This window comes from Pseudomonas sp. GZJR-8, assembly GCF_002916705.1.
GTDB classification, from domain to species: Bacteria; Pseudomonadota; Gammaproteobacteria; order Pseudomonadales; family Pseudomonadaceae; genus Aquipseudomonas; species Aquipseudomonas synxantha_A.
Genome location: NZ_JXSI01000004.1, coordinates 166,060 through 192,842, shown reverse-complemented (window position 1 = coordinate 192,842; position 26,783 = coordinate 166,060). Strand labels below are relative to the sequence as shown.

Annotated in this window: 23 protein-coding genes; 13 read left to right on the top strand and 10 right to left on the bottom strand. The window is 60.4% G+C overall.

Annotated elements, in window-relative coordinates:
• Positions 1-4: 4 nt before the first annotated feature.
• Positions 5-1,543 carry a PLP-dependent aminotransferase family protein gene (locus TK42_RS09960; protein WP_103734126.1) on the bottom strand — a complete coding sequence of 513 codons (1,539 nt, stop codon included), beginning with the start codon at positions 1,541-1,543 and terminating at the stop codon, positions 5-7.
• Between the two features lie 88 nt (positions 1,544-1,631).
• Here TK42_RS09960 and TK42_RS09955 point away from each other — a divergent pair, with 88 nt between their 5' ends.
• From TK42_RS09955 to TK42_RS09945, 3 genes are read left to right on the top strand one after another with little or no spacing between them, the layout of a single operon-like run.
• Positions 1,632-2,270 carry an FMN-binding negative transcriptional regulator gene (locus TK42_RS09955; RefSeq protein ID WP_103734125.1) on the top strand — a complete coding sequence of 213 codons (639 nt, stop codon included), beginning with the start codon at positions 1,632-1,634 and terminating at the stop codon, positions 2,268-2,270.
• Positions 2,267-2,713 (top strand): GNAT family N-acetyltransferase, encoded by a 447-nt coding sequence (locus TK42_RS09950; protein WP_032878663.1) that lies wholly within the window; start codon positions 2,267-2,269, stop codon positions 2,711-2,713. The genes TK42_RS09955 and TK42_RS09950 overlap by 4 nt, the downstream gene beginning before the upstream one ends.
• A 10-nt stretch (positions 2,714-2,723) precedes the next feature.
• Positions 2,724-3,395 (top strand): GNAT family N-acetyltransferase, encoded by a 672-nt coding sequence (locus TK42_RS09945; protein ID WP_103734124.1) that lies wholly within the window; start codon positions 2,724-2,726, stop codon positions 3,393-3,395.
• Positions 3,396-3,437: 42 nt separating this feature from the next.
• On the opposite strand, the gene TK42_RS09940 is transcribed toward TK42_RS09945, so the two are convergent.
• Entirely contained in the window at positions 3,438-4,340 is a 903-nt protein-coding gene (locus TK42_RS09940) for a homocysteine S-methyltransferase family protein (RefSeq protein ID WP_103734123.1), read from the bottom strand.
• A 114-nt stretch (positions 4,341-4,454) separates the two neighbouring features.
• Between TK42_RS09940 and TK42_RS09935 the strand changes: the two genes are divergently transcribed.
• The 4 genes from TK42_RS09935 to TK42_RS09920 all read left to right on the top strand — a co-directional run bounded on the left by TK42_RS09935 (position 4,455) and on the right by TK42_RS09920 (position 9,020).
• A complete protein-coding gene (locus tag TK42_RS09935; RefSeq protein WP_103734122.1) occupies positions 4,455-5,276 on the top strand; it encodes an ABC transporter substrate-binding protein in 822 nt (273 codons plus the stop codon).
• The gene (locus tag TK42_RS09930) at positions 5,273-6,043 is read left to right on the top strand and encodes an amino acid ABC transporter permease (protein ID WP_032878659.1); all 771 of its coding nucleotides are present in this window, start codon (positions 5,273-5,275) and stop codon (positions 6,041-6,043) included. Before TK42_RS09935 ends, TK42_RS09930 begins: the two co-directional genes overlap by 4 nt.
• A 164-nt stretch (positions 6,044-6,207) precedes the next feature.
• Positions 6,208-7,503 (top strand): autotransporter domain-containing protein, encoded by a 1,296-nt coding sequence (locus TK42_RS09925; protein WP_032878658.1) that lies wholly within the window; start codon positions 6,208-6,210, stop codon positions 7,501-7,503.
• A 125-nt stretch (positions 7,504-7,628) separates the two neighbouring features.
• Positions 7,629-9,020, top strand: coding sequence for a hypothetical protein (locus tag TK42_RS09920; protein WP_103734121.1), 1,392 nt, complete (start codon positions 7,629-7,631; stop codon positions 9,018-9,020).
• Positions 9,021-9,087: 67 nt separating this feature from the next.
• On the opposite strand, the gene oadA is transcribed toward TK42_RS09920, so the two are convergent.
• On the bottom strand, positions 9,088-10,896 hold the full coding sequence (oadA, locus tag TK42_RS09915) for a sodium-extruding oxaloacetate decarboxylase subunit alpha (protein ID WP_103734120.1): 1,809 nt from the start codon (positions 10,894-10,896) through the stop codon (positions 9,088-9,090).
• 11 nt (positions 10,897-10,907) lie between these two features.
• Positions 10,908-12,323 (bottom strand): acetyl-CoA carboxylase biotin carboxylase subunit, encoded by a 1,416-nt coding sequence (locus tag TK42_RS09910; RefSeq protein ID WP_003195732.1) that lies wholly within the window; start codon positions 12,321-12,323, stop codon positions 10,908-10,910.
• Positions 12,324-12,519: 196 nt separating this feature from the next.
• On the opposite strand from TK42_RS09910, the gene TK42_RS09905 reads away from it, so the two are divergent.
• Entirely contained in the window at positions 12,520-13,494 is a 975-nt protein-coding gene (locus TK42_RS09905; protein ID WP_032878656.1) for a LysR family transcriptional regulator, read from the top strand.
• On the opposite strand, the gene TK42_RS09900 is transcribed toward TK42_RS09905, so the two are convergent.
• From TK42_RS09900 to TK42_RS09890, 3 genes are all read right to left on the bottom strand, one after another.
• Complete coding sequence (locus TK42_RS09900) at positions 13,424-13,621, bottom strand: PA3496 family putative envelope integrity protein (protein WP_078822668.1); 198 nt, start codon at positions 13,619-13,621, stop codon at positions 13,424-13,426. The genes TK42_RS09905 and TK42_RS09900 overlap by 71 nt on opposite strands.
• A 211-nt stretch (positions 13,622-13,832) precedes the next feature.
• Entirely contained in the window at positions 13,833-14,699 is an 867-nt protein-coding gene (gene hexR, locus TK42_RS09895; protein WP_003177007.1) for a transcriptional regulator HexR, read from the bottom strand.
• A gap of 163 nt (positions 14,700-14,862) precedes the next feature.
• Positions 14,863-17,736: an EAL domain-containing protein gene (locus TK42_RS09890; RefSeq protein ID WP_032878655.1), complete on the bottom strand. Its 2,874-nt coding sequence runs from the start codon at positions 17,734-17,736 to the stop codon at positions 14,863-14,865.
• A 279-nt stretch (positions 17,737-18,015) separates the two neighbouring features.
• Here TK42_RS09890 and uvrD point away from each other — a divergent pair, with 279 nt between their 5' ends.
• The 3 genes from uvrD (at position 18,016) to TK42_RS09875 (ending at position 21,845) form a co-directional block, all read left to right on the top strand.
• Entirely contained in the window at positions 18,016-20,199 is a 2,184-nt protein-coding gene (gene uvrD / locus TK42_RS09885; protein WP_032878654.1) for a DNA helicase II, read from the top strand.
• A gap of 233 nt (positions 20,200-20,432) precedes the next feature.
• Positions 20,433-21,302: a Tim44 domain-containing protein gene (locus tag TK42_RS09880; protein ID WP_032878653.1), complete on the top strand. Its 870-nt coding sequence runs from the start codon at positions 20,433-20,435 to the stop codon at positions 21,300-21,302.
• Positions 21,303-21,437: 135 nt separating this feature from the next.
• Entirely contained in the window at positions 21,438-21,845 is a 408-nt protein-coding gene (locus TK42_RS09875; RefSeq protein WP_032878652.1) for an SMI1/KNR4 family protein, read from the top strand.
• Positions 21,846-21,861: 16 nt separating this feature from the next.
• On the opposite strand, the gene TK42_RS09870 is transcribed toward TK42_RS09875, so the two are convergent.
• A complete protein-coding gene (locus TK42_RS09870; RefSeq protein WP_005792568.1) occupies positions 21,862-23,625 on the bottom strand; it encodes a cation:proton antiporter in 1,764 nt (587 codons plus the stop codon).
• A gap of 292 nt (positions 23,626-23,917) precedes the next feature.
• Between TK42_RS09870 and TK42_RS09865 the strand changes: the two genes are divergently transcribed.
• Entirely contained in the window at positions 23,918-24,403 is a 486-nt protein-coding gene (locus TK42_RS09865; RefSeq protein WP_103734119.1) for an acyl-CoA thioesterase, read from the top strand.
• A gap of 26 nt (positions 24,404-24,429) precedes the next feature.
• On the opposite strand, the gene pdxY is transcribed toward TK42_RS09865, so the two are convergent.
• On the bottom strand, positions 24,430-25,302 hold the full coding sequence (gene pdxY / locus TK42_RS09860) for a pyridoxal kinase PdxY (protein WP_032878650.1): 873 nt from the start codon (positions 25,300-25,302) through the stop codon (positions 24,430-24,432).
• Positions 25,303-25,419: 117 nt separating this feature from the next.
• On the opposite strand from pdxY, the gene TK42_RS09855 reads away from it, so the two are divergent.
• On the top strand, positions 25,420-25,815 hold the full coding sequence (locus tag TK42_RS09855) for a DUF3301 domain-containing protein (protein ID WP_005792570.1): 396 nt from the start codon (positions 25,420-25,422) through the stop codon (positions 25,813-25,815).
• Here the strand turns inward: TK42_RS09855 and TK42_RS09850 are convergent.
• Positions 25,809-26,771: a GTP-binding protein gene (locus tag TK42_RS09850; protein ID WP_103734118.1), complete on the bottom strand. Its 963-nt coding sequence runs from the start codon at positions 26,769-26,771 to the stop codon at positions 25,809-25,811. The genes TK42_RS09855 and TK42_RS09850 overlap by 7 nt on opposite strands.
• Between the last annotated feature and the right edge of the window lie 12 nt (positions 26,772-26,783).

Genomic DNA, 26,783 nt, shown 5'->3' with positions numbered 1-26,783 from the left:
GTATTCAAGCCAGCCACACCCGACGCAAGCGGGCCAGCGCCTGTGCGATGGCCGCCTCAGGCACGGCAGCGAACCCCAGCACCAGTCCGGCACGCTGGTCCGGTGGTGGGCCGGTATCTGCCAGCCAGTAGCCGCTCAAGCCGTTGATCTCGACATCTACCGCGCGGGCTTGGGCAAGCAGCGCTTGCTCACGGGCCAGGCTGTCCACGCGCACCGTCAGGTGTAAGCCTGCTGCAACGCTGGGCAAGGCGCCGACGCCTGGCAGTTCGCTGGGCCAGCCGACCAACAAAGCGTTGCGGCGGTTCAGGGCCGCACGGCGCATACGCCGAATATGGCGCTGGAAATGCCCCGCCGCCATGAATTCGGCCATTACGGCCTGAGTGCTGACTTCGGAATGACGCATGTCCACGGCGCGGCGCTGAGCAAAGGCCTCTACCAGACCCGGCGGCAATACCAGGTAACCCAGGCGCAAAGCCGGGAATGCCACCTTGCCGAATGTGCCGACATAAAGCACGCGCCCACTACGGTCCAGCGCCGCCAAGGGCGACAAGGGGGCTCCGGTGTAACGGTACTCACCGTCATAGTCGTCTTCGACGATCCAACCGCCAGTACGCTCGGCCCAGGCCAGCAATTGCAGGCGTCGCGCCAGGCTCATCACCACGCCCAACGGGTACTGATGGGACGGCGTGACATAGGTCACCCGGCAATCCTTCAGGCGGTTCAAGACCTCGCAGTCAATACCCTCGCCATCCACCGGCACACCCTTCAATCGACCACCTGCCAACGCAAAGGCATGGCCTGCCGCGCGATAACCCGGGTTTTCCACCGCCACGCAATCCCCAGGCTCCACCAGCAACTGTGCACAAAGGCTGATTGCCTGTTGCGCGCCACTGGTGATCACTATTTGCTCAGTCGTGCACTGCAGACCTCGCGCAGTGCGCAGGTAAGCGGCGATCAGGCCACGTAGACGCTCGTCACCGGCCGGGTCGCCGTAGCATAACTGCGCCAGGTCCGGCTTGCGCCAGAACGCCCCATTAAGCTTGGCCCACACCTCAAAAGGAAATAGATCAAAGGCCGGTACCCCCACCCGAAAAGCCCGTGGCGGACCGCAAGGAGGCTGGACCAAATGGTTATGTCTGACCCTGTCCAGGCCACCACTGTGGATAACTTCGCTGGCCTGAGTGTGCGCATTATCCAGACGATTTGTGGATAAGGCTGTGGGTAAGCCTGTTGAAAACCCTGTGGATAGTTTTGTGGATAGTTTTTTTGCGGTGGGCAGCTGTGAGACGTAGGTGCCGTCTCCCACCCGGCTTTCAATAAACCCCTCGGCATACAACTGATCGTATGCGCGTACCACGCTGTTGCGCGAGATCGACAACGCCGCCGCCATAGCACGGGTGGCAGGCAAGCGCGTGCCACTGACCAGTCGCCCATCCAGCACGCGCTGGCGCAGGGCGTCGTATAGCTGGCGTGTCAGGCCCTGGCGGCGATCCAACTCGATGCCAGCAGGGTCGAACGACATCGAGGGGATGACGGGTGGCATATTGGACCTATGAAATGAGGGCTAGATGGCTCTTACAACGAGCCATTAGCCTGCCTAGGATGCAGGCATTCGCCAAGGAAAATTTTCCATGTACACACCTCGCGCCTTCGCCCTTGATGATTTGCCCCAAATCCAGCAACTGATCCAGCACACGCGCCTTGCGCAGTTGGTGACCGTGGGTGAAAACGGCCTGCAGGCCAGCCACCTGCCGTTACTGCTCAATCCCGACGAAGGACCCAACGGTACGCTTTATGGGCATCTGGCCAAGGCCAATCCGCAGTGGCGCGACCTGCAAAACGGCAGTGAAGCACTGGTCATCTTTGCTGGCGCCGAGGCGTATGTCAGCCCGGCGTTTTACCCCTCCAAGGCCGAGCACGGCAAAGTGGTGCCCACCTGGAATTACCTCGCCGTGCACGCCTACGGCAAGGCCGACGTGTTCAACGACGGCGAGCGATTACTCAAGGTCGTCGGCGCCCTCACTGATCACCACGAACGCGGCCGCGCCCAACCTTGGGCCGTCGGCGACGCGCCGGACGACTACATCGACGCCATGCTCAAGGCCATCGTTGGCTTTGCCCTGCCTATCGACCGCCTGGTCGGCAAACGCAAGCTCAGCCAGAACCGCAGCGCAGCCGATATGGCCGGCGTACGTGAAGCCCTGGCCGGCAGCGCTGATCTGCGCGACCAGAATCTCGCCCGTTTCATTCCCCAAGGAGTTGCAGAATGACCCCGATCGACATCCGCCAAGTCACCGCCGCGGACCACGCCGCCTGGCTACCGTTGTGGCTGGCCTACTTGAAGTTCTACAACACCGAACTGCCGGACGCCGTCAGCCAAAGCACCTGGCAACGCCTGATAGACGCCCGCGAGCCGACCCACTCGGCGTTGGCTTGGCAGGACGGCAAGGCGGTGGGCATGGTTAACTTCATCTATCACCGCTCCAATTGGAGCATCGAGAACTCGTGCTACCTGCAGGATCTTTTAGTGGACCCATCCCAACGCGGCACCGGCGTAGGCCGTAAGCTGATCGAGTTCGTCTACGCCACCGCCAAGGCCGATGGCTGCTGCAAAGTGCACTGGTTGACCCACGAGACCAACGCCACCGCGATCCAACTCTACGAACGCATCGCCGAACGCCCTGGTTTCATCCAATTTCGCCAAGGTCTTTAAGGAGCCCAGCATGTCCACTTCCCTCGCCGACTGGAAAGGCGTCCCGTCACCCACGGTTCAACTGCTTGAAGGGCGCTTTATCCGCCTGGAAAAACTCGACCCGGCGCGCCACGGCGATCAACTGTGGCAAGCCCTACAAGGGCCCGGTGCTGACCCGAAGCTATGGGACTATTTGCCCTACGGCCCCTTCCCTGAACGCAGCGCATTCGATGCCTGGCTGAATAATCACGCGGCCCATAACGATCCGTATTTCTTCAGCGTGATCGACCGCGCGAGCGGCCAGGTCCAGGGCATCCTCAGCCTGATGTCGATCGTGCCCGAGCAAGGCCGCATCGAGATCGGCCACGTCACCTTCGGTGCTCCGATGCAACGCTCGCCCAAAAGTACCGAGGCGGTGTACCTGTTGGCCAAGTACGCCTTCGAGCAGGGCAATCGCCGCTTGGAATGGAAGTGCAACAACGCCAACGCCCGCTCCAAGTACGCGGCTGAGCGCCTGGGCTTCAGCTTTGAAGGCGTGTTCCGCCAGCATACTGTGGTCAAGGGCAGGAACCGGGATACCGCCTGGTATTCGATCATCGATTCGGAATGGCCCAAAGTGGGCGCGGGATTTGAGGCCTGGCTGTCTGAGGCGAACCAGAGTGGTTCGGGCCAGCTGAAAACGCTGGCCGAATGCCGAGCCTAGACCTCACTCGCAACACAAAACCCATGTAGGAGGGGCGGTGAATCAGTCGGTCAGGTGCTCGGCCAGCACCGCAATATGCTCCGGCCCGATACCACAGCAGCCACCCAAGTGGCTGGCGCCACGCGCCTGCCAATCAGCAGCCCAATGCAGGTAACCCGGCGGGTCGAGGTCGTCGCGCAACGGGTCCAGGCCATCGTTGGCCGTGGCTTCCTTGGGTTGCGGCGGGAAGGCGTTGGCGTAGGCACCGATCTGAATCGCTACGCCCAATCGCTCGAAGGTCTCCCGCGCGGCATCGATCGCCGCGCCGATCACTTCCGGCTGGCTGCAGTTGAACAACAACACCTGCACACCCAACTGCGCCGCCGCCTCGGCCGCTTCCGCTACCGGTTCGCCGGAGCGCAGGCGCGGTACGTCGTCGGTGTCTTCGTCTTTCAAGGTGAACGACAGCCAGAACGGTTTACCGTCCTGCGGCAGGCCGGCATGAATCGCTCGCGCTTCAACGATTGAGCTCTGGGTTTCCGCCAGCCACAGGTCGACGTGAGGCGCCAGGCCCAGCACCAGCGGTGTCAGCAACTCGCTGACCCGCTCCGGCAGGAACAAGTCGGGCCGGTACGAGCCAAACAGCGGCGGCAAGGAGCCAGCGACACGCACCGCCTTGCCGGACGCCTGCACCGCCCGTCGCGCCAACTCACCGGCCAATGCGGCCAGCGCCTGGCCTTCGGCGGCAAAGCGCGCCTCACCAATATGAAAGGGCACCACCGCGTAGCTGTTGCTGGTAATCACGTCGGCACCGCTGTCGATATAGGCCGCGTGTACCGCCTCCACCGCCTGCGGCGCTTCGCTCAAGGCCAATGCCGACCACTCCGGCTGGCGGAACGGCGCGCCACGGCGTTGCAGTTCACGGCCCATGCCACCATCGAGAATTACTGTGCGTGCTGCGCCCATATGCTTTTTACTCATATGCTTATGAAAATAACTCACTATGAGAGTCGTTCTTATAACTATTTAATGCGTACCGTTCGGTTAATAACAACCTCTTTTTTATTCAGGTGTTCGATTTTGAAATTCAGACCGCTGTTGGCCCTGGGCCTGACGATGTTGGCTGCTTCCACCCAAGCCTTTGGCGGTGCCACGCTGGATCGTATCGAGCAGAAGAAGGAACTGGTCGGCGTGCTGATGGAAAGCTACCCGCCGTTTTCATTCCTCAACGAGCAGAACCAGCTCGACGGTTTCGATGTGGATGTGGCCAAGGCCGTGGCGCAAAAGCTTGGCGTGAAGCTGCGCCTGGAAACGCCTTCATGGGACGTCATTGCCGCTGGCCGCTGGAGCGGGCGCTATGACATTTGCATCTGCTCCATGACCCCGAGTAAGGCACGCGCCGAGGTGTTCGACTTCCCGGTTGAGTATTACGCCTCGCCCGCGGTGATCGTGGTCAACGCCAAGGATGATCGCATCCACGAAGCCAAGGACCTGAGCGGCAAGAAAGTCGGGCTCACCAGTGCCTCCAGCTACGAGAGTTACCTGAACAAGAACCTGGTCATCGAAGGCGCCGAAGACACGCAGCTGCAGTACCCGTTCGAAGAGGTGCAGATCGCCCCGTACGATACCGACAATGTGGCGTTCCAGGACCTGGGCCTGGGCGCCGGCGTGCGTCTGGACGCAATCCTCACCAACCTGGTTACCGCGCAGCCGCGCCTGACCCAGGACAAGCGCTTCAAGCTGGCCGGCGCACCGCTGTATTCGGAGCCCAACTCGGTAGCCATCGAGAAAGGCGACGCGCAGTGGGACAGCAAAGTGCGTGAGGTCTTCGCCCAGCTTAAACAGGACGGCACCTTGAGCAAGCTGTCGCAAAAATGGATCGGCACCGACATCAGCCAATGAGTTTTCGCATACGGCTTTACCTGACCTGGGCGGCGCTGTTCGCCCTGTTTGCCAGTTTCTTCCTGAGCTTTGACCTGAAGTTCTCGATCATTCTCGACAAGCTGCCCAACCTGGTCGGCCTGCACCTGGCGCCCAACGGTTTTCTGCAAGGTGCGGCGCTGACGCTATTCCTGTGCCTGTGCGCCATGCTTGCGTCATCGGTGCTGGGCTTTATCACCGCGCTGGGGCGCCTGTCGAAAAGCGCGGTGGCGTTTGGCATTGCCAGTTTCTACGCCTCGTTCTTTCGTGGCACGCCGCTGCTGATCCAGATCCTGCTGATTTACCTGGGCCTGCCGCAACTGGGCCTGGTGCCGGGCGCCATCGTCGCCGGGATCATCGCGTTGTCGCTGAACTATGGTGCCTACCTGAGCGAGATTTTCCGCGCCGGCATCCTCGGCGTGCCCCATGGTCAACGCGAGGCCGCGCTGGCCTTGGGTATGCGTGACAGGGAAATTTTCTGGCACGTCACCCTGCCCCAGGCCATGCGCACCATCATCCCCCCGGCCACCAACCAATTCATCTCGATGCTCAAGGACTCGTCGCTGGTCTCGGTGATGGGGGTATGGGAAGTGATGTTCCTGGCACAGTCCTATGGCCGCTCCAGCTACCGCTACATCGAGATGCTCACCACGGCGGCAATCATTTATTGGGTACTGTCACTGGGACTGGAGCTGATCCAGGCGCGCATGGAGCGGCATTTCGGCAAGGGGTATATGCACCGCAGTTAAAGCGCAGCACCCGTTGTATAGCGCCTTGGTCGGCCAAACGCAGATGGGCTTTTTATCGCACCTGACTAAAGACAACTCCCGCAAACCAGCGGTCAATGGCCTGACAGTTATCCGCCTGTGCCCCCGCTACATTCCCGGCCTCATTCATCAGAGGTCGGTAATTCATGCCCTTTACACCGCAAAGAATCGCAGCATTTATCAGTCTTGTAATTGCCCTCAGTGTGCAACCTGCGCACGCACGAGGCGATATTGAATACAGGCCTCACCAACCCTATGATTCGCTCGACGCTGAGGGGGCCTTCAAACCTGAAGTCGATACGCCGCCAATCCCTGGGCCCTACCCCGGCTACTTCATTGGCCAAGCCTCCACCTACAATGGCGTGCAAGTGGCCAAGGTGCTGGAGCCCGCACTGCTTGAACTGCTCAAGTCCGGCGAATTGACCTCGGAGAAGCTCAAGGAGCTGCAAAAGGTAAATGACGCACTCGCCGCACAGCCCGGCGGCATCGGCGCAGCCCTGGAGCAATTGGCCGGTAGCCAAAACGCGAACCTGCTCAGCGCCACGCACGCCGTCACCAGCCACATCAGCAGCCAATTGCTCTCGTCCCTGCGCAACCTGCCCGACGATGACAACGGTCGTTTCTGGGTACAAGGGGTGAGTAACGGCGGCCACCTCGACCAACGAAGCGGCAGCGCCGGACTGAAGCACGATAGCAAGGGTCTGATGCTGGGCGCCGACTGGGCAGTGGATAACGCCTGGCGTGTGGGTGTTATGGGGGCAAAATCGGCCAGTGACCTAAAGGCGCAACGCTTCTCTACCGAACTGGACAGCTTGCACCTAGGCGCATACGCGGTGCGTCAGGACGGCCCGCTGGCCCTGCGCCTGGGGGCGATTTACAGCAGCCATGCCGGGACCAACCGGCGCGACGTCAACCTGCTCGTTTACAAGGACTCGCTCAAGTCTCGTTACGATGCTCAAAGCCAAACGCTGTTCTCTGAGCTGGGCTATCAATTGGGCAGCCAGGACCTCCACATCGAGCCTTTCGCTGGCCTCGGCTACCAGCGTCATCACCGCGACAGTTTCAAGGAAAGTGGCGGCCTGACCGCGCTGAACGTCGGCGCGCAGACCCAGCAGAACCTTAACAGCACCGTTGGCCTGCGCTTGGCGACGGTTTACAGGTTCGATGATCAGGTCAGCCTCACGCCTCACCTCAGCGCCGGCTGGAAACACCTCTACGGCGCGGTTGACAGCCAGGTGCACCAAACCTATCGCAATGCGCCCGTTGCGCTTGATGGCTTCACCATTACCGGCACGTCCCTGGACCGCAATAGCCTCGACGTAAACTTGGGCGTTGATCTTGCGTTATCCAAGCAACACACCCTGGGCCTGGCCTACAGCGGCCAAGCTGGCACCCATAGCCGCAACCAGGGTTTGAAGGGGCAATGGACGATGAGCTTTTAACCGAGCATCGTCAGACGACATCCCGACAGCGAGCCTTCTTACAATCATCTGCTCTGCCAGCCGACATCTGTCGGCTGTTACCTGCGTTAGTTTTCGACCTCAAGCACACTTGAGGTCGAAACCCAATGTTACGAGTACCCCACCAGCTTGCGGCCTATATCCCCCTGCCTGGCTGTTCGGCAGCAGCCCCTGTTTATGCTGAAAAAAGTAACGCTATCGAACTCGCCACCGGCGGTCATTTTACCAACTACGGGCACATATCCACCGGGCCTTCCACGCGCTTCAAGGAGTCGTATAGCGGCATAAGCGCGAACAGCGCAGCAAGCATAATCGTCAACCACGGAGCGATAGCGGGTGGCAGCAACGGCATCAAAGCCACCGACGATGTGACGCTGATCAATCACGGCGTAATCATCGGCCATAAAGGGGCCGGTCTGAAATCCAAGGGCAATGCAGACGTCGTCAACTACCGCATCATCAGGGGCTCGGATGCCCAGCGATCCAAAGAGAATGATGGCGACGGTGATGGCCTGGACATCGACAAACGCGCACGCGTGCACAACTACGGGCTCATTGAAGGCACCGGGGCCAATGGCGCGGACAAGAACGGAGCCCCCAACACCAGCGAAGGCATCGCCATGGGCGGCGGCGAAATCTATAACCGTGGAGTTATTCGCGGCGCACATCATGGGGTGCTGGTGGACGATGGGGACTTGGGCCCGGCCTATGGGAGCACCTCGCTGATCAACGAGGGCATCATCACCGGTCGCAACGGCTACGGCGTGAGGCTGATCGGAGAACACAATGACCAAGTCACCAACGATGGGCTGATAAGCGGCACCAAAGGCATCGCCCTGGATATGGGGGGTGGCGATGATGTGTTGACTGTGCGCGGTAACGCTCAATTCAACGGCAAAGTAGACGGTGGCAGTGGCACCAATCACGTCGTGCTGGACGATGTCCAAGGTGGCACTTTCAACGGCGCCCTTCGTATCCAGCACCTGTGGATAGGCAGCGGTGCCTGGACCCTCGACGGTGCGCTGGACGCCAATCAGCAAGGCCGAGTCTCTCGCGGGGCAACGCTGATCAACCAGAGTTACATCGGGGGCACAATGACGATTGATGCAGGCGCAACCTACACCGCAGGCACGGTAACCAATCTTGACGTTGCCGGCACGCTGCTGCTGGACCCTGCGCTGAAAAGCCAGACGCGAATCAAGCACGACCTTGACCTGGCAAACGGGTCGACCCTGGCCTTCACCCTCGGCATGGGTGAAGCGCACAGCACCTTGAAAGTCGGCAACAGCGCCCGCCTCAAGGCCACAACACTGAATATCCAGGTCGAACACGAAAACGACGAACTGCTTACCCGCCAGTTACGTGTTATCGACGCTGCTCAGATTGAGGGACGCTTCAACAGGATCACCAGCAACCTTAAAACCTTGACGCCGAGGCTGATCTACACACCCAGCGGGGTCTTTGTCAGTTTCAGGCGCAAACCCTCTACAGAGGCCTGAGTTTCAGGCAAAAAAAAGGAGGGCACCTGCCCCCCCGAGGATTAAGCGGTAGTGTCGAAGGCTGTTATCAGCCTTCGATCTCAATCAGGATCTCACCCGGGTTGACCCGGTCGCCCTTGGCCACATGAACAGCGGTCACCTTGCCGGCAATCGCGGCCTGCACTTCGGTTTCCATCTTCATGGCTTCGGTAATCAATACAGCCTGGCCGGCCTTGACCACATCGCCTTCCTTGACCAGCACGTCGACGATATTGCCCGGCATCGCCGTGCTGACATGGCCGGGTTCGGTGGCGTGCTTGCGCTTGCTGCCGCCGCTGCTGACGAACTCGTTGAGCGGCTCGAACACCACTTCTTCCGGCATACCGTCGATGGACAGGTAGAAGTGGCGTTTGCCTTCAGCCTTCACGCCGACACCGGTGATGTCTACACGGTAGCTTTCGCCGTGCACGTCGATGACGAATTCGGTCGGCACGCCTTCACCACCGGCACGGGCCACACCGCCTGCCTCCGGAATCGGCAGCAGGACTTCAGGGGCCAGGGTGCCTGCGTCGCGTTCTTCAAGGAATTTGCGCCCGATATCCGGGAACATGGCGTAGGTCAGCACGTCTTCTTCGGACTTGGCCAACGCGCCGATTTCACCGCGCAGCTTGGTCATTTCCGGCTTGAGCAAATCAGCCGGGCGAACGTCGATGACCTCTTCGCTGCCGATGGCCTGACGGCGCAGCTTTTCGTTCACAGTGCCCGGGGCCTTGCCGTAGCCGCCTTGCAGGTAGAGCTTCACTTCGTTGGTGATGGTCTTGTAGCGCTCACCGGCCAGCACGTTGAAGAACGCCTGGGTGCCGACGATCTGCGACGTCGGGGTCACCAGCGGCGGGAAGCCGAGATCTTCACGTACACGCGGGATTTCGGCGAGTACTTCGCTCATGCGATTGAGAGCGCCCTGCTCTTTCAACTGGTTGGCCAGGTTGGAAATCATCCCGCCCGGTACCTGGTTGACCTGCACACGGGTGTCGACCGCCGTGAACTCGCTTTCAAACTGGTGGTACTTCTTGCGTACCGCGTAGAAGTACAGGCCAATTTCCTGCAGCAGCTCCAGGTCCAGGCCGGTGTCGAACTCGCTGCCTTTAAGGGCGGCGACCATCGACTCGGTGCCCGGGTGGCTGGTGCCCCAGGCGAAGCTGGAGATGGCGGTGTCGATATGGTCGGCGCCGTTTTCGATAGCCTTGAGTTGGCACATCGCAGCCAGGCCCGCGGTGTCGTGGGAGTGGATAAAGATTGGCAGGTTCTGCTCGGCTTTGAGCGCCTTGACCAGTTCGCCAGTGGCATACGGGGTCAGCAGGCCGGCCATGTCCTTGATCGCGATGGAGTCGCAACCCATGGATTCCAACTGCTTGGCCTGGGCCACGAACGCATCGACGGTGTGCACGGGGCTGGTGGTGTAGGCAATGGTGCCCTGGGCATGTTTACCGGCCGCTTTGACGGCTTCGATGGCCACGCGCAGGTTACGCACGTCGTTCATCGCATCAAAGATACGGAACACGTCGATACCGTTGACGGCGGCCTTGGCCACGAAGGCCCTGACCACGTCATCGCTGTAATGGCGGTAGCCCAGCAGGTTTTGGCCACGCAGCAGCATTTGCAGGCGTGTGTTAGGCAGCGCGGCGCGCAGTTTGCGCAGGCGCTCCCACGGGTCTTCTTTCAAAAAGCGCACGCAGGCGTCGAACGTTGCGCCACCCCAGACTTCCAGGGACCAGTAGCCGACTTTGTCGAGCTTGTCGCAGATCGGCAGCATGTCGTCGGTGCGCATACGAGTGGCCAGCAACGATTGATGGGCGTCGCGCAGGATAGTGTCGGTTACGAAAATCTTCTTGCTCATTCTTATATTCCTCACAGGCCTGCGTGGGCGGCGATGGCGGCGGCGATGGCCAGGGCCAGCTCTTCGGGTTTGCGCTTGATCGAGTAGTTGGTCAGCTCAGGGTGGCTTTCCACGAAACTGGTGTTGAACTGGCCGCTGCGGAATTCCGGGTTGCGCAGGATTTCCTGGTAGTAGGCGGCAGTGGTCTTCACGCCTTGCAGGCGCATGTCGTCCAGGGCACGCAGGCCGCGGTCCATGGCTTCTTCCCAGGTCAGCGCCCACACCACCAGTTTCAGGCACATGGAGTCGTAGAACGGTGGGATGGTGTAGCCGGTGTAGATCGCTGTATCGGTACGCACACCGGGGCCGCCGGGGGCGTAGTAACGGGTGATCTTGCCGAAGCTGGGCAGGAAGTTGTTCTTCGGGTCTTCGGCGTTGATGCGAAACTGCAACGCGAAACCACGGTGCTGAATGTCTTCCTGCTTCACCGACAGCGGCAAGCCCGAGGCAATGCGGATCTGTTCGCGGACGATGTCGATCCCGGTGATTTCTTCGGTGATGGTGTGTTCCACCTGCACCCGTGTGTTCATCTCCATGAAATACACCTCGCCTTCGGCGAGCAGGAACTCCACGGTGCCGGCGTTCTCGTAACCCACAGCCTTGGCTGCGCGCACCGACAGGTCGCCGATGTAGGCGCGCTGTTCGGGGGTCAGCTGGGGGCTGGGGGCAATTTCGATCAGCTTCTGGTTGCGGCGCTGGATCGAGCAATCGCGTTCGAACAGGTGCACCACGTTGCCAAAGCTGTCACCCAGGATCTGCGCTTCGATGTGCTTGGGATTGACGATGCATTTTTCCAGAAACACTTCCGCCGAGCCGAACGCCTTGGTGGCCTCGGAGATCACGCGGGGGAAGGCTTGTTCGAGTTCTTCACGGCTGTTGCAGCGACGAATGCCGCGCCCGCCACCACCGGAAGTGGCCTTGAGCATCACCGGGTAACCAATGCGGTCGCCTTCGGTCAGCGCTTCGTGGATATCCGCGACGTTGCCTTCGGTGCCGGGAGTGACCGGCACACCGGCCTTGATCATGCTGCGGCGCGCTTCGGTCTTGTCGCCCATGCGGCGAATCACTTCGGCCGAAGGGCCAATGAACTTGATGCCGCGCTCCGCGCAGATATCCGCCAGTTCGGCATTTTCCGACAAGAAGCCGTAGCCGGGATGCAGCGCGTCGCAACCGGTTTCCACCGCCAGGTTCACCAGCTTGCGCGGGTTGAGATAGCCGGCCAGGGGCTCGGCACCAATGCTGTGGGCCTCGTCGGCACGTTTGACGTGCAACGCGTGGCGGTCGGCGTCCGAGTAAACCGCGACCGAGCGAATGCCCATCTCGGCGCAGGCACGCACGATTCGTACGGCAATTTCACCACGGTTGGCGATCAGGATCTTTTTTATCACTTGGAAATTCCCTTGAGCCGATTGCTGCGTTCTTCGACCCGCTTGAGGTGGGTCGACGCGTGACCAAATGTTTCATGACAGTCGCGAGACACACACTAAGCCCGCCAAGGGATTAACAAAAATCAATAATTATTGGGTCATGCATAAGCAAAGACTTATAGTTGACGGTATGGCCGGGGTTGAGAGGGGATAAATAATGCGCAAGTCATTGATGAGGCTGACATTAAGACAACTTCAGATCTTTCATGAGGTGTGCGATTTGCGCTCTTACAGCCGTGCCGCCGAGGAAATGTCTCTGACGCAACCGGCCGTCAGCCTGCAAATCCGCCAGCTGGAAGAACTGATCGGCCAACCGCTGTTCGATTACGTCGGCAAGAAGCTCTACATGACCGAGGCCGCCGAAGCCCTGCAACGGGCCAGTCGCGATATTTTCGGGCGCCTGGAAAACCTCGATATGCAGCTATCGGATATGCAGGGCTCACTGCAGGGCCAACTGAAACTGGCGGTGGAATCGAGCGCCAAGTACTTCGTGCCGCACCTGTTTGCGGCTTTCAAGCGCCAGCACCCGGAAGTGCAACTGCACCTGACCGTGGTCAATCGTGCCCAGGTAATCCGCAGGCTTTCGGATAACCGCGATGATCTGGTGATCATGTCCATGGTGCCCCAGGACATGGGCCTGGAATTCCTGCCGTTTCTCAATAATCCAATTGTCGCGGTGGCGCTGCCGGATCATCCGTTGAGCCTGCAAGGGCCGCTGCGCCTGCAAGACCTGGAGCCTTACACGCTACTTATCCGCGAGCCGGGTTCCGGCACGCGGCTGGCGTGCGAAGAGTACTTCAAGGAAAAACGCGTGCACTTCACACAGACCGTGGAAGTGGCCTCGGCCGAGGCGCAACGAGAGTGCGTGGTCGCAGGTTTGGGTGTGGCGCTGCTGACGCGCCACGCCTTGAACCTGGAACTGGCCACCGGCGGGCTCAAAGAGCTGCCGGTGGAAGAACTGCCGCTGTACCGCAGTTGGTGCCTGGTGCAGGCCAAGGCCAAACGCCTGTCACCGGTGGCCCATGCGTTCCTGGGCTTTATCCGCAGCGAACGGGTGCAGATCAGCGCACTGGCTGAGCGTTTCGCTGGGCAGCCACGGGTGCCTGCCAATGGAGTTCCGGGTAGTCACTGATGCTCTGGAGCAACTGGCGCTCTTCGCAACGGTCTTCGATGGCGCGACGGAACGCCATGCGGCGCTGGTCTTCCTGCTGACGACGGGTCTTGACGGTGCTGTTGCTGTCTTCGTAATGCCGAGTCATGTGGAGTCTCCCAATGCGAGTACGGGGGAGTACAGGATGGGCGCGACGGATGACGGGGGGATGACAGCCTCATGAAGATTCTGGATGCATGGAGAATCTAATGTGGGAGGGGGCTTGCTCCCGATAGCGGAGTTTCAGTCACAGATTCATTGACTGACCTACTGCTATCGGGAGCAAGCCCCCTCCCACATTGAGTTCTGTGTGCAGGTATTTAGTCGTCCAGGGCTTTGACGGACTTGGGTGACAGACGCAGGCTGCGCAAACTGCGTTTAACGCTCTTGAGGTGGTTGACCAGACTCGGGCCGCGAGCCATGGCCACGCCCATCGCCAACACGTCGATCACCACCAGGTGGGCAATACGCGAGGTCAGCGGTGTGTAGATTTCGGTGTCTTCATGCACGTCGATCGCCAGGTTAACCGTGGACAGCTCCGCCAATGGCGTCTGGCTCGGGCACAGGGTGATCAGCGAAGCGCCGCTTTCACGCACCAGGTTGGCGGTGATCAGCAGGTCTTTGGAGCGACCGGACTGGGAAATACAGATGGCCACGTCAGTGGGCTTCAACGTCACTGCCGACATCGCCTGCATGTGCGGGTCGCTGTAGGCCGCGGCCGTCAGCAGCAGACGGAAGAATTTGTGCTGGGCATCGGCAGCCACCGCGCCGGAAGCGCCAAAGCCATAGAACTCGACGCGCTGGGCCTGGGACATCGCGGTCACAGCCTTTTGCAGCTCCACCGGGTCGAGCTTCTCGCGCACTTCCATCAGGGTGTGCAGGGTGGTGTCGAAGATTTTCAGGCTGTAGTCGGCGACGGAGTCGTCTTCATGGATGGCAAACTGGCCGAAGCTTGCGCCGGCCGCCAGGCTTTGCGCCAGCTTGAGTTTCAAATCCTGAAACCCGGAGCAACCAATGGCGCGGCAGAAGCGCACGATGGTCGGCTCGCTGATACCCACGCTGTGAGCCAGATCGGCCATGGAACTGTGCATCACGGCCGCAGGGTCAAGCAGCACATGATCGGCAACCTTGAGTTCCGATTTGCGTAACAGGTGGCGCGACTGGGCGATATGTTGCAACAGGTTCAAAGGGCAGGACTCTTGTTATTGGCAGGTGCCAGGGATGTAGCAAGCTTGTAGTTATACTACAAGAATTGTCGTTTTGCCCGTTCGATGCATCACTAAATCGCCCTGCTCCCCTCTGGTTTCAGCAGGCAGACGCCATGTAGCCATAAAGGCGGCCAACGCGGCGTTAAGAAAAATCTGCATTTTTGCGTAACAAATCCGCCAGCCCTTCGGCGTGCATTGGCGGGCTGATCAGATAACCCTGCACCTCATCGCACTGTTCACCGCGCAGAAAATCCAGCTGCTGCTGATCCTCCACGCCCTCGGCCACCACCTTGAGCGCCAGCCCATGGGCCATGGCGATGATCGCCCGCGTGATAGCGGCATCCTCACGCGCCTGACCGAGACCACGGATAAAGGCCTGGTCGATCTTCACGTAATCCACAGGAATACGCTTGAGGTAACTGAGGGACGAATAACCGGTGCCAAAATCGTCGATGGCCAGCTTCACCCCCAGGTCACGCAACTGCTGGAAAGTGGCGATGATGTGCTCAACGCTATCGAGCAACTGGCTTTCGGTGAGTTCCAACTCAAGGTATTGCGGGTCCAGCCCGGTCTCTTCCAGAACCTGACGCACCAGGCTGACCAGCTTGCCCTGACGCAGCTGATGCACCGACAGGTTCACCGACACGCGAATCGGCGCCAGCCCCTGGCGCTGCCACTCGCAAGCTTGCCGGCACGCCTGGCGCAGCACGAACTCTCCCAACGGCACGATCAAGCCGGTTTCTTCAGCCAGGCCGATAAAGTCCCCCGGCGGCACCATGCCCCACTGCGGATGCTCCCAGCGAATCAGCGCCTCGGCGGCATTCAGCTTGCCGGTCGCCAGGCACAACTTCGGCTGGTAGAACACGCTCAGATGGCGCTCCTCGATCGCTTTGCGCAGGTGGTTTTCCAACTGCAGACGCTCCAGGGTGCTGGCTTGCAAACTGTCGGTGTAAAACTGGAAATTATTGCCGCCCAGATGCTTGGCGTGCTGCATGGCCATATTCGATTGGCTGACCAACGCAGAGATCTCCCGCGCATTATCCGGCAGCAAGCTGACCCCCATAGAAGCACTGACCACCAGTTCGTGCCCCTCCACCGTTACCGGTACCCGCAGTTTCGCCAACAGCCGCGTCGCCACGCGCGCCAGGCTCGACAAATTGCCGTAGGCATCGAACAGCACCGCGAACTCATCGCCGGACAAGCGCGCAATGGTGTCGGCTTCGGGCAGCGCATTGATCAAACGCCGGGCCATTTTCTGTAACAACTGGTCGGCCACTTCATGGCCCAGGCTGTCATTGAGCAACTTGAAGCGGTCCAGGTTGATATGCAGCAGCGCCAGGCTGCGCCCGCCCTGGCGCACGCGTTGATGGGCTTCGTGCAGCCGTTCGCGAAACAGCGAACGGTTGGCCAGGCCGGTCAGCTCGTCATAGTGAGTAAGGTAGCGCATACGTTCTTCGGATTCGCGCCGTGCCGACAGATCGGCGAAAAAGCCTACAATATGACTGACGTTTCCCCGAACATCGCGCACCACATTCAATTGCAGCCACTGCGGGTAGAGCTCGCCGTTCTTGCGCGTTTCTACCAGCTCGCCCTGCCAGGTGCCATGGCTGAGCAGGGCCTGGCGGATCATCGGGAAGTGGCGCCGCGCATCGCGACTGCTGGGCAGCTCCACGACATTGCGACCAAGCATGTCGTCGATGTCAAAACCGGTGACACGGCTGAACGCTTGGTTCACCGCGATCAGCGCGTACTCGGGATCAAGGATCACGATGCCTTCGCTGGCCGCCTCGAACACCGTCGAGGCGAGCCGTTGCTGTTCTTCCAGCGCCTTGCTGGCACTGATGTCGCGGCGCGTGCCGAGCATCCGCACGACGCGGCCATTGGGCGCACGTTCTACCGCGCGCCCACGGTCCTGGATCCACATCCAATGTCCATCGCCATGACGTATCCGGTATTCCACCTGATAATCCTCACTGCGACCTTTCAAGTGCTCCACCAGCGCGTGCTTGAGCAATGGCAGGTCGTCGGGGTGCAGGCGCGGCTTGAGGTGGCTGAGCATCGCCTTGACGTATTCAGGCTCCAGGCCGAACAGCTCCTTGAGCTGAGTGTGATGGACTTCGTCGGTTTGCAGGTTCCAGTCCCACAGGCCCAGTTCACTGGCTTGCAGGGCCATGGCCAGGCGCGCTTCGCTGGTATTGAGGGCGAGGCTGGCGGCATCCAGTTCCTGGCTGCGTTGCGCCACGCGGTCTTGCAGGCCGATTTGGGCTTCGCGCAGGTCCTGCTCGACCTGGCGGCGCTGCTCGACTTCACGCACCAGCTCCAGGTTCAGCTGCTCACTGCGCTGCCGGGCCTGCTGCAGGTGCTCGATCAGGGCCTGGTTCTGGAAGCGACGCAACAGCCCGCGCTGGATCAAGCGGTTGACCTGCCACGCCACCAGGCTCAGGGACGCCAGCAGGATCAGGCCAAGCACGCCCCAGCCCTGCTGCTGTGGGGTGCCATTGCAGAAAAGATAAATAATGGCCGGCAACAGGCAGGGCAAGGCAAATGACAGGAAGGCCCAAAGGCTCACGGCATAGGCCACGCTGGCCGACAAGGTAGCGGCGCCGATCAGGCCGAACACCCAGGCCTGATGCATGAAACTGTCGGCGGGTACCAGGGCGATGGCGGCAATGGACAGGGTCAGGCCGCTGACCGCTGAGCCGAGCATGAACATACGCCGCCACACCGGTTGGGCCTGGCGGCTGGGCATGGCCGAATCAAAAGCCGCCACCTGGATCACGCGCATCGCCACCAGAGCGAGTAACCAGAGCAACCAGAGACTGTCGAGCAGGTAGTGCTCGGGATTCCACAACAACCAGGCGCAGACCAGGCCATTGACCAGCATCAGCAGCGTCGGCAGCAACGAGCCCTGATACAGCAGGCGTGTGCGCTCGACCGCCATTTGGGTTGCATAGTGTTTGCGGATGACCTGCGCGGGCGCCACTGAGGGGCCAAACAGATCAGTGCTAAGGGTCATAGGCGATGTTCTTATAATGGTGAGCCCGAAACGTCGACGGAGCATACACAAGCAAGCGCCTGGGCCAAACTGCCCCACGTCATAAAAAACCGCCTGCAATGGGCCGCAAACCTTTGGCCCAGACAGCTCGAGCAAGACGCGGCGCGGGCTGCGGCCCATGACCAACCGGTCATCCCGCACGACAGAATTTTTGCCCGCTGGGTGGTGTGCGAAGTGTTTTGCGTCGACCACCGGGCATTGGGATTTGCCCGAGCCCCTTTAGGCCCATAGAATGCGTCGATGCGCGATGATCTCTCTCTTTTGCTGAACTCCCTCAACGATGCCCAACGCCAGGCCGTAGCGGCCCCCGTTGGCCGTCAGTTGGTCCTGGCCGGTGCTGGCTCCGGTAAAACCCGAGTGCTGGTGCACCGTATCGCCTGGTTGATCCAGGTCGAAAACGCGTCCCCGCATTCCATCCTGTCGGTGACCTTCACCAACAAGGCCGCTGCCGAGATGCGCCATCGCATCGAGCAGTTGATGGGCATCAGCCCGGCCGGCATGTGGGTGGGTACCTTCCACGGCCTGGCGCACCGCCTGTTGCGAGCCCATTGGCAGGAAGCGGGGCTGAGCCAGACCTTCCAGATCCTCGACAGCGATGACCAGCAACGCCTGGTCAAACGGGTGATCCGCGAACTGGGCCTGGATGAACAACGCTGGCCGGCGCGTCAGGCCCAGTGGTTTATCAACGGCCAGAAAGACGAGGGCCTGCGCCCGCAACATATCCAGGCCAGCGGCGACCTGTTCCTGGCCACCATGCGCAGCATTTATGAAGCCTACGAGGCGGCCTGCGTACGCGCCGGCGTGATCGACTTCTCCGAACTGTTACTGCGCGCGCTGGACCTGTGGCGTGACAACCCCGGTTTGCTGGCCCATTACCAGAAGCGCTTCCGCCACATCCTGGTGGACGAGTTCCAGGACACCAACGCCGTGCAGTACGCCTGGTTGCGCCTGCTGGCCAAGGGCGGCGACAGCCTCATGGTGGTGGGTGATGACGACCAGTCGATCTACGGCTGGCGCGGCGCGAAAATCGAGAATATCTATCAGTATTCCGAGGACTTCCCGGACGCGGTGACCATCCGTCTGGAGCAGAACTACCGCTCCACCGCCGGGATCCTCAAGGCCGCCAACGCCTTGATCGCCAACAACACCGGGCGCCTGGGCAAAGAGCTGTGGACCGATGGCGGCGAAGGCGAAGCGATCAACCTGTATGCCGCGTTCAACGAACACGATGAAGCACGCTACGTGGTGGAAACCATCGAAAGCGCGCTGAAAACCGGGCTGGCCCGTAGCGATATCGCGATTCTGTACCGCTCCAACGCCCAATCGCGGGTGCTGGAAGAAGCCTTGCTGCGCGAGCGTATCCCGTACCGCATCTACGGCGGCCAGCGTTTCTTCGAACGTGCCGAAATCAAGAACGCCATGGCCTACCTGCGCTTGCTCGAAGGCCGTGGTAACGACGCGGCGCTGGAGCGGGTGATCAATATCCCGGCCCGCGGCATTGGCGAGAAAACCGTTGAAGCGATCCGCGACCATGCACGCCATGCCGATGTGTCGATGTGGGAAGCCATGCGTTTGCTCATCGCCAACAAAGGCTTGACCGGCCGTGCGGCCGGGGCGCTGGGTGTGTTTGTCGAGCTGATCGAGAACCTGGCCGCCAAGTGCGCAGAAATGCCCCTGCACCTGATGACCCAGACCGTGATCGAGCAGTCCGGCCTGATCGCCTACCACGAGGCGGAAAAAGGCGAGAAAGGCCAGGCCCGGGTAGAAAACCTTGAGGAACTGGTCAGCGCTGCCCGCGCCTTTGAAAACACCGAGGAAGATGAAGAGCTGACGCCGCTCGCCGCCTTCCTGGGTCATGCATCACTGGAAGCCGGCGATACCCAGGCCGATGAGCATGAAGACAGCATCCAGTTGATGACCTTGCACAGCGCCAAGGGCCTGGAATTCCCCTATGTGTTCCTGGTGGGCATGGAAGAAGGCCTGTTCCCCCACAAGATGAGCCTGGAAGAGCCCGGCCGCCTTGAAGAAGAGCGCCGCCTGGCCTACGTGGGCATTACCCGGGCGATGCAGAACCTGGTGATGACCTACGCGGAGACCCGGCGCCTGTATGGCAGCGAGACCTACAACAAGGTGTCGCGTTTCGTACGTGAAGTGCCGAAAGGCTTGATCCAGGAAGTGCGCCTGTCCAACAGCGTCAGTCGCCCGTTCGGGGGCGGCCAGCAGCAGAACTCCAGCACTATGTTTGCCGGTTCCGAGATTCCTGAAACCCCGTTCAGCCTTGGCCAGCAGGTCAAACATGCGATCTTCGGCGAAGGTGTGATCCTCAATTTCGAAGGCGCCGGTGCACAGGCCCGGGTGCAGGTGAACTTCGCCGAAGGCAGCAAGTGGCTGATGATGGGTTACGCGAAGCTCGAAGCGGTCTGAAGCGAGCTGTTTGTGGCGAGGCAGCTCGCTCCCTCGCCACAAGAAACACTGCGTAACATGAAGATTATTGGCCCACCCTTGTTTTAGAAGAGCACGGGCCAATATCTGTAGTTAGTCCTACAGACCCTTCGGATTTGGTCTTACGCAAAAGCCCGAAACATTATGCCGCTAGCCACTGCTACGACACCTGTGCAACATGGCGCGCGTGCAATCCACAAATGGGAATTCCCTTTATGAAACGTTTTCTTAGCATCGCCATGGCGTTGTGCATCGGCTTGACGATGAGCCTGGACGCCAACGCCAAACGCTTCGGTGGCGGCAAAAGCTCTGGCGCAGCGCCGACTCACCAAACCAGTCAAATGGCTCCCTCCGCCGGTGCCGGCGGTGCTGCCGCAACTGCGGGTGCAGCCGGTGCGGCTGGCGCTGCTGCCAAGGCCGGCGGTGCTTCGCGCTGGTTGGGCCCTCTGGCCGGTATCGCCGCCGGTGGCCTGCTCGCGTCCATGTTCATGGGCGGCGGCTTCCAGGGCATGCAGATCTTCGACATCCTGATCCTGGCCGTCATCGCTTTTGTGATCTTCCGCTTTATCGCTGCCCGTCGCCGCAAGCAGCAGGAGCACCTTGCTCCAGCCGGCGCGCCGATGCAGCGTGAAGTGTTCGAGCAGAAGCCAGCCATGGGTTCGATCTTCGGTGGTTCGGCAGCACCTGCCGCCGCCCGTCCGGTGATCAATGCTCCGGCCTGGTTCAACGAAGAGCGTTTCGTCGAAGCGGCCCGCAGCCACTTCCAGTCCCTGCAACAGCACTGGGACGCTAACGAAATGGACAAGATTGCCGAGTTCGTGACTCCGCAACTGCTGGAGTTCCTCAAGCGCGAACGCGCCGAGATCGGCGATGCGTTCCAGTCGACCTACATCGACGACCTGCGCGTACAGCTTGAAGGTGTGGATGATCGTGCCGACAAGACTATCGCCACCCTGACCTTCAGCGGCGTGTCGAAGTCGTCGCGTTTCGACCAGGGCGAAGTGTTCAGCGAAAGCTGGAACATGGAACGTGCTCAGGGCGAGAACCAGCCATGGCTGGTCGCCGGTATCCGCCAGAACAGCTGATACTCACGCGTTTGAGCAAGCGGTAACAAAAACCCCGGACATGTCCGGGGTTTTCTATTTCACGGTTGCACTTATAGCGAGCTACTGTATAAAACGCCCCTATAAACCGCGCCATCTAGCAAGAGGATCCCGGCCGTGGAAGAAATCATCGAACAATTGCGTGAAGCCAACGAACCGGTCCCGGTTCCTTTGGAGCTGCCTGACGAAGACCAACTGGTGGAAGTTGAAGAACAGCTGTTCATCAATATTCCGTTCGTCTTTAAGGAATTCCTGCTGACCGTCAGTGATGTGGTGTACGGCAGCTTGGAGCCAGTGACCATTACTGACCCGGGCTCCCATACCTACCTGCCTGAAGTGGCTGCAAACGCCTGGGACCTTGGTGTACCTCGTGAGCTGATCCCAATCTGCCAAGACGGTGACGACTACTACTGCGTCGAAGAAGACGGCACCGTGGTGCTGTGGTCTGGCGAAGAAGAAATCGTCACCGAAGAATCCTGGGAATCGGTGTGGCACTGGGCGCGGGACGTCTGGCTGGAAAGCTGAGTCCCACACCCAACCTTTAGTGCTCCGGCGTATCCTTGTGGTTATCTAATGTTTCCAACAAGGCCACCTGCATCCGCGTATGCACCCGGATAAACCAGCGCCAGAGCACCGCAGCCACTGCCGCCGTGACCACGGCGATCAGCACCAGCAACTTGTTGGTCGGCAGAATGCTGGCCGACAAGGCTGCCAGTAGCAGGAAGATCACCAGCAGCGAGAGCAGCGGAATCAGCTCCGCGATCACCCTTCGCACACGCTGGGTATGCCGCCCGGCCATCTCCGGCTTCACACTCATCTCGGCCAGCAACATCGACAGCGCCTTGAGCTTGCGATACGCCGCAATCAGGAACGGCAGCGACAACAGCAGCGCCCCGCCCCAGATCAACGCCTTCTGCCAGCTCTGATCACTGATCCAGCCTTCCAGATACCCGCCGATGCGCGCCGCGAAAAAACTGCCGGCGAAGAAGATCGCGATCACCAGTGCCAGATTCACCCCGACTTGCAGGATGATCTTGCGGATCATCGACGCCAGCATTGCACCCTCGCCCTGGGGCTGGATGCTGCGCAGCCATTCGCCATACAGTCCGAATACCCGGCTCATGCGCTTGGGCATTACCGCTGCGATCTTCAACGACAGCGGGTCAGCCCCGCGAATCAGGTAGGGGGTGAGCAAGGTCGTGATTGCCGAAACAGCCACGGCCACCGGGTACAGGAAGTCGCTGGTCACCTGCAAAGTCATCCCCAGCGCTGCGATGATGAAAGAAAATTCGCCAATCTGTGACAGCCCCATACCGACCCGCAACGAAGTACGACCATCATTGCCAGCGATAAAAGCGCCCAGGCCACAGGAGAGCATTTTGCCCAGTACCACAGCCACGGTGATCACGGCGATCGGCCACGCGTATTGCAGCAAGATCTGCGGGTCGATCATCAAACCAATTGCCACAAAGAAGATCGCGCTGAACATGTCGCGAACGGGTTCGATCAAGCGCTCAATCTTAATCAACTGACGGGATTCAGCCATGATCGCGCCAATCAGGAAGGCGCCGAGCACCATGCTGTACTCCAGCTTCACCACCAGCAGGCAGAAGCCGAAACACAGGCCCAATACGGTGATCAGCAGCATTTCGTTGCTTTCAAACTTGGCCACGTAGGCCAGCAGGCGCGGCACCAGCAAAATGCCGATCACCAGCGCGACGATCATGAACAGTGAGAGTTTGCCGACCGTGGAGAACACTTCGCCTGAGCTGACCGTGCCACTGACGGCGATGCTCGACAGCAGGGCAATGATGCCGATGCCGAGAATGTCCTCGACGATCAATACCCCGAAAATCAGCTGGGCGAAACGCTGGTCTTTCATCTTCAGGTCATTGAGGGCCTTGACGATGATGGTGGTCGAGGAGATCGCCAGGATCGCGCCGAGGAACAGCGAGTCCATGGTGCTCCAGTCGAACCAGCGGCCAATCTCATAGCCGATCCAGATCATCAGGACGATTTCCAGGAAGGCCGCGATAAACGCCGTGGCGCCCACCTTGAACAGCTTGCGCAGGCTGAACTCCAGGCCCAGGCAGAACATCAGGAAAATCACCCCTAGCTCAGCCAGGGTCTTGATCGTGTCTTCATCGTGGATCAGGCCAAACGGCGGGGTATGCGGCCCGATAATAAAGCCAGCGACGATGTAGCCCAGCACCACCGGCTGCTTGAGGCGGTGAAACAGGATGGTCACAACCCCTGCCACCAGCATGATCACGGCCAGGTCCTGGATAAAGCTGATGGCGTGCATGGCGAGGGACTCCTTGAGGTACCAGCGCTTTTCCCACTTCCGGCCGCCTTTGTACGGTCGCAAAGAGCGGAAGGAAAAGTCTGCCTTGATCGTAAGAAATGCCCTGAGATGGGCTTTTGAAGGTTAACACCGCGACTTCTGCTGAAAAGCCGGTGCAATATATGGAAACAGATCGATGCACGCGTGACGGCAAGCTGCCCACCAGCGTCCCGTTAGGGATGGCGCTGCAAAGACTCCAGCACCCGCAGAGGTGCCCTCCCCCCAACCAATGCCTACAACCCGTGAGTGTGCTATGGAACCCGGAAACGCCCAGCTGTCGATGACGGTACTGATGACCCCTGACATGGCTAACTTCTCAGGCAATGTCCACGGCGGCACGCTGCTCAAGTACCTCGACGAAGTGGCCTACGCCTGCGCCAGCCGTTATGCCGGTCGTTATGTGGTCACGCTGTCGGTGGACCAGGTGATTTTTCGCGAACCGATCCATGTCGGTGAACTGGTGACTTTCCTCGCGTCGGTCAACTACACCGGCAATACGTCGATGGAAGTGGGCATCAAGGTGGTGACCGAGAACATCCGTGAACGCTCGGTGCGCCATACCAACAGCTGTTTCTTTACCATGGTGGCCGTGGACGACCAGCGCAAACCTGCCGCCGTGCCGCCGCTGCAACCGCAGAACAGCGAGGACAAGCGCCGCTTTGCGCAGGCCCAGCAGCGTCGGCAGATTCGTCAGGAGCTGGAAAAGCGTTACCGGGAGATCAAAGCCGACGCGCCGTAATTTGTAAACCCACGGGCTCCCTGTGCTTACAAACTGATCGGTGTGGCTTCGAAGCGCACACGAGGGTGGGCAATACGGTCCTGGGCCCGCACCAGTTCCAGTTCATAACTGGCGCAGGCCTGGGTCTCCAGTAGCACTTCATGCACCGCTGCGGCGGTGAATTCAAAGGCTGCCACCAGGCTATCGCCCAACAGCACCCGCGCCAGGAACAGGCCCGACGTCAGGTCACCCACACCCACCGGCTGACGCGGGAACGCCAGCAGCGGCCGACGCAAGTGCCAACTGCCCTCAGCCGTCACCAACAGCATTTCAAAACCTTCCGGCAGTTTGCCTGGGTAGTCCAGGTGCTTGACCAGCACCGCTTTGGGCCCGCGGGCCAGCAACGCCTTGGCCATGGCCAGGCAATCAAACAGCGATTGCGGCTTGCGCCCGGCAAAGCTGTCCAGTTCCAATTGGTTGGGGCACAGGAAATCTGCCATGGCCGCAGCCTCATCGAGCAGGAAATCGCTGACCTCCTGTGGCACGATGCAACCCTTTTCCGGGTGGCCCATCACCGGGTCGCACAGGTACAGCGCCTTCGGATTGATCGCTTTGATACGGGCCACGCCGCTAAGGATTGCACGGCCCTGATCGGCGCTGCCCAGGTAGCCGGACAGCACCGCGTCACAGTTGCCCAGCTCACCAATCGCGGCAATGCCTTCTACCAGGGCCGGAATCTGCTGCGGCGCCAACACTTCGCCCGCCCACTGTCCATACTGAGTGTGGTTGGAGAACTGCACCGTATTGAGCGGCCAGACATTCACTCCCACACGCTGCATGGGGAACACGGCGGCGCTGTTTCCGGCGTGGCCAAAGACCACATGAGACTGGATCGCAAGCAGATGAGGTGTGCGTTTCATGCGGGAGATTTCCGTAAAGCCGTTGAAATTCTGGCCGCGCAGTATGCGACTAAACGCAGCCTGTACGACAGACCGGCGACGCAGTTAAGCTGCTCTCACTTTGTTGGAGTTCATGGAATGCTGACCCTGGGAAACATCTTCGTGCTGATGCTGCTGGCGACTGGCGCCGCCTGGGTTTGGCACAACCACGGCCTGCGTGAGCGGGCGCTGGAGCGGGTCAAGCAGCATTGCGCCAAGCTTGATATCGAATTGCTCGATGGTGCGGTTGCGCTCAAACGCATTGGTTTCGTCAAGGATGCCAATGGCCGGCGGCGCCTGGCACGCGTCTATAATTTCGAATTCACCGTGACCGGGGAGACCCGCCATGCCGGGACGATCACCCAATTCGGCGCCCACAGTGCGCAGATCGAACTGGCACCCTACCCGTTCGAAGCCAAGGAGCCACTGCCTAGCGCCGAAGTGATCGAATTGAGCCAATGGCGCCAGGACCACGCCACCAAGAACCGTCAGTAGCGGCAGGCTGCCAGCGCCGCCTGCAATGCGGCCACGTCCCGTGGTTCGCTGAAGATCAATTCGATACGTGAATCCCGTCGCCATTCGCTAGGTTGCCAGGTTAAAACGCTGTTATCCACAGCGTTGGCCGAGACCCAGTCTTCGCCGCTGTGGATAACCAGTTTGGCACGATGCCAGTCGAGGCTTGATAGCCAGCGATGCAGACGGCTGACATCAAATTGCTGGCTGGGGTGCCATCGCCAGCCGATACTCCACCCCCCCTCCTGGCCCTGGCTCAAACAGATGGGCAAGGCAGGATCGCTCCAGATGGCCGGCATTTGCGCGAGGCCTTCAGGCGCCGCCAAGTTATCCACAGCCGCTTGGGCCTGCGCATTCAAGCCCGGCAACTGGTCGATTGGCAGCTGAGCCTGGCGTGTCCAGTAAATCGCGCAATCGGGTAACTGCCGTTCAATCGCCTGACGCTGCGCGGCATTCAGGGCCTCATCCTTGTTCAACACCAGCAGGCCAGCACTTGCCAGCGCCGCTTGCTGTGCCTGCGGCAAGGGCTTGCCTGCTGCCAACGCCTGGGCATCCAGCACCAGCACGCTGGGCTGCACGGCCAGCACGTCTTGCCATGGCGCTTCCCGTAGTTGTTTGAGCAACTGCGCGGGATGACCCAAACCCGAAGGTTCGATAAACAGCCGATCCGGTTTGGCCTTACGCAGCAAACGGCCCAGGCCTACCTGGAACGGTGCACCATTCACACAGCACAGGCACCCACCCGCAACCTCGCCCAAGGCGACGCCGTCAGCGTCTTGAGTCAGCAAGGCAGCGTCCAGGCCGATCTGGCCAAATTCGTTGATTAGCACCGCCCAACGCTCGTTGGCCGGGCGCTGAGCGAGCAGGTGCTTGATCAGGCTGGTCTTGCCGGCGCCCAATGGGCCGGCAATCACATGGGTGGGTATGTTCTGCAACATTGGAAACATCAT

Excerpts from the sequence above, each read along its gene's own strand:
- TK42_RS09870 (WP_005792568.1), bottom strand. The coding sequence starts at position 23,625 with ATGCACGCCATCAGCTTTATCCAGGACCTGGCCGTGATCATGCTGGTG.
- TK42_RS09865 (WP_103734119.1), top strand. The coding sequence starts at position 23,918 with ATGGAACCCGGAAACGCCCAGCTGTCGATGACGGTACTGATGACCCCT.
- oadA (WP_103734120.1), bottom strand. The coding sequence starts at position 10,896 with ATGAGCAAGAAGATTTTCGTAACCGACACTATCCTGCGCGACGCCCAT.
- TK42_RS09945 (WP_103734124.1), top strand. The coding sequence starts at position 2,724 with ATGTCCACTTCCCTCGCCGACTGGAAAGGCGTCCCGTCACCCACGGTT.
- TK42_RS09920 (WP_103734121.1), top strand. The coding sequence starts at position 7,629 with ATGTTACGAGTACCCCACCAGCTTGCGGCCTATATCCCCCTGCCTGGC.
- TK42_RS09890 (WP_032878655.1), bottom strand. The coding sequence starts at position 17,736 with ATGACCCTTAGCACTGATCTGTTTGGCCCCTCAGTGGCGCCCGCGCAG.
- TK42_RS09960 (WP_103734126.1), bottom strand. The coding sequence starts at position 1,543 with ATGCCACCCGTCATCCCCTCGATGTCGTTCGACCCTGCTGGCATCGAG.
- TK42_RS09880 (WP_032878653.1), top strand. The coding sequence starts at position 20,433 with ATGAAACGTTTTCTTAGCATCGCCATGGCGTTGTGCATCGGCTTGACG.
- TK42_RS09850 (WP_103734118.1), bottom strand. The coding sequence starts at position 26,771 with ATGTTGCAGAACATACCCACCCATGTGATTGCCGGCCCATTGGGCGCC.
- TK42_RS09950 (WP_032878663.1), top strand. The coding sequence starts at position 2,267 with ATGACCCCGATCGACATCCGCCAAGTCACCGCCGCGGACCACGCCGCC.
- TK42_RS09900 (WP_078822668.1), bottom strand. The coding sequence starts at position 13,621 with ATGACTCGGCATTACGAAGACAGCAACAGCACCGTCAAGACCCGTCGT.
- pdxY (WP_032878650.1), bottom strand. The coding sequence starts at position 25,302 with ATGAAACGCACACCTCATCTGCTTGCGATCCAGTCTCATGTGGTCTTT.
- TK42_RS09930 (WP_032878659.1), top strand. The coding sequence starts at position 5,273 with ATGAGTTTTCGCATACGGCTTTACCTGACCTGGGCGGCGCTGTTCGCC.
- uvrD (WP_032878654.1), top strand. The coding sequence starts at position 18,016 with ATGCGCGATGATCTCTCTCTTTTGCTGAACTCCCTCAACGATGCCCAA.
- TK42_RS09855 (WP_005792570.1), top strand. The coding sequence starts at position 25,420 with ATGCTGACCCTGGGAAACATCTTCGTGCTGATGCTGCTGGCGACTGGC.
- TK42_RS09905 (WP_032878656.1), top strand. The coding sequence starts at position 12,520 with ATGCGCAAGTCATTGATGAGGCTGACATTAAGACAACTTCAGATCTTT.
- TK42_RS09925 (WP_032878658.1), top strand. The coding sequence starts at position 6,208 with ATGCCCTTTACACCGCAAAGAATCGCAGCATTTATCAGTCTTGTAATT.
- TK42_RS09955 (WP_103734125.1), top strand. The coding sequence starts at position 1,632 with ATGTACACACCTCGCGCCTTCGCCCTTGATGATTTGCCCCAAATCCAG.
- TK42_RS09940 (WP_103734123.1), bottom strand. The coding sequence starts at position 4,340 with ATGGGCGCAGCACGCACAGTAATTCTCGATGGTGGCATGGGCCGTGAA.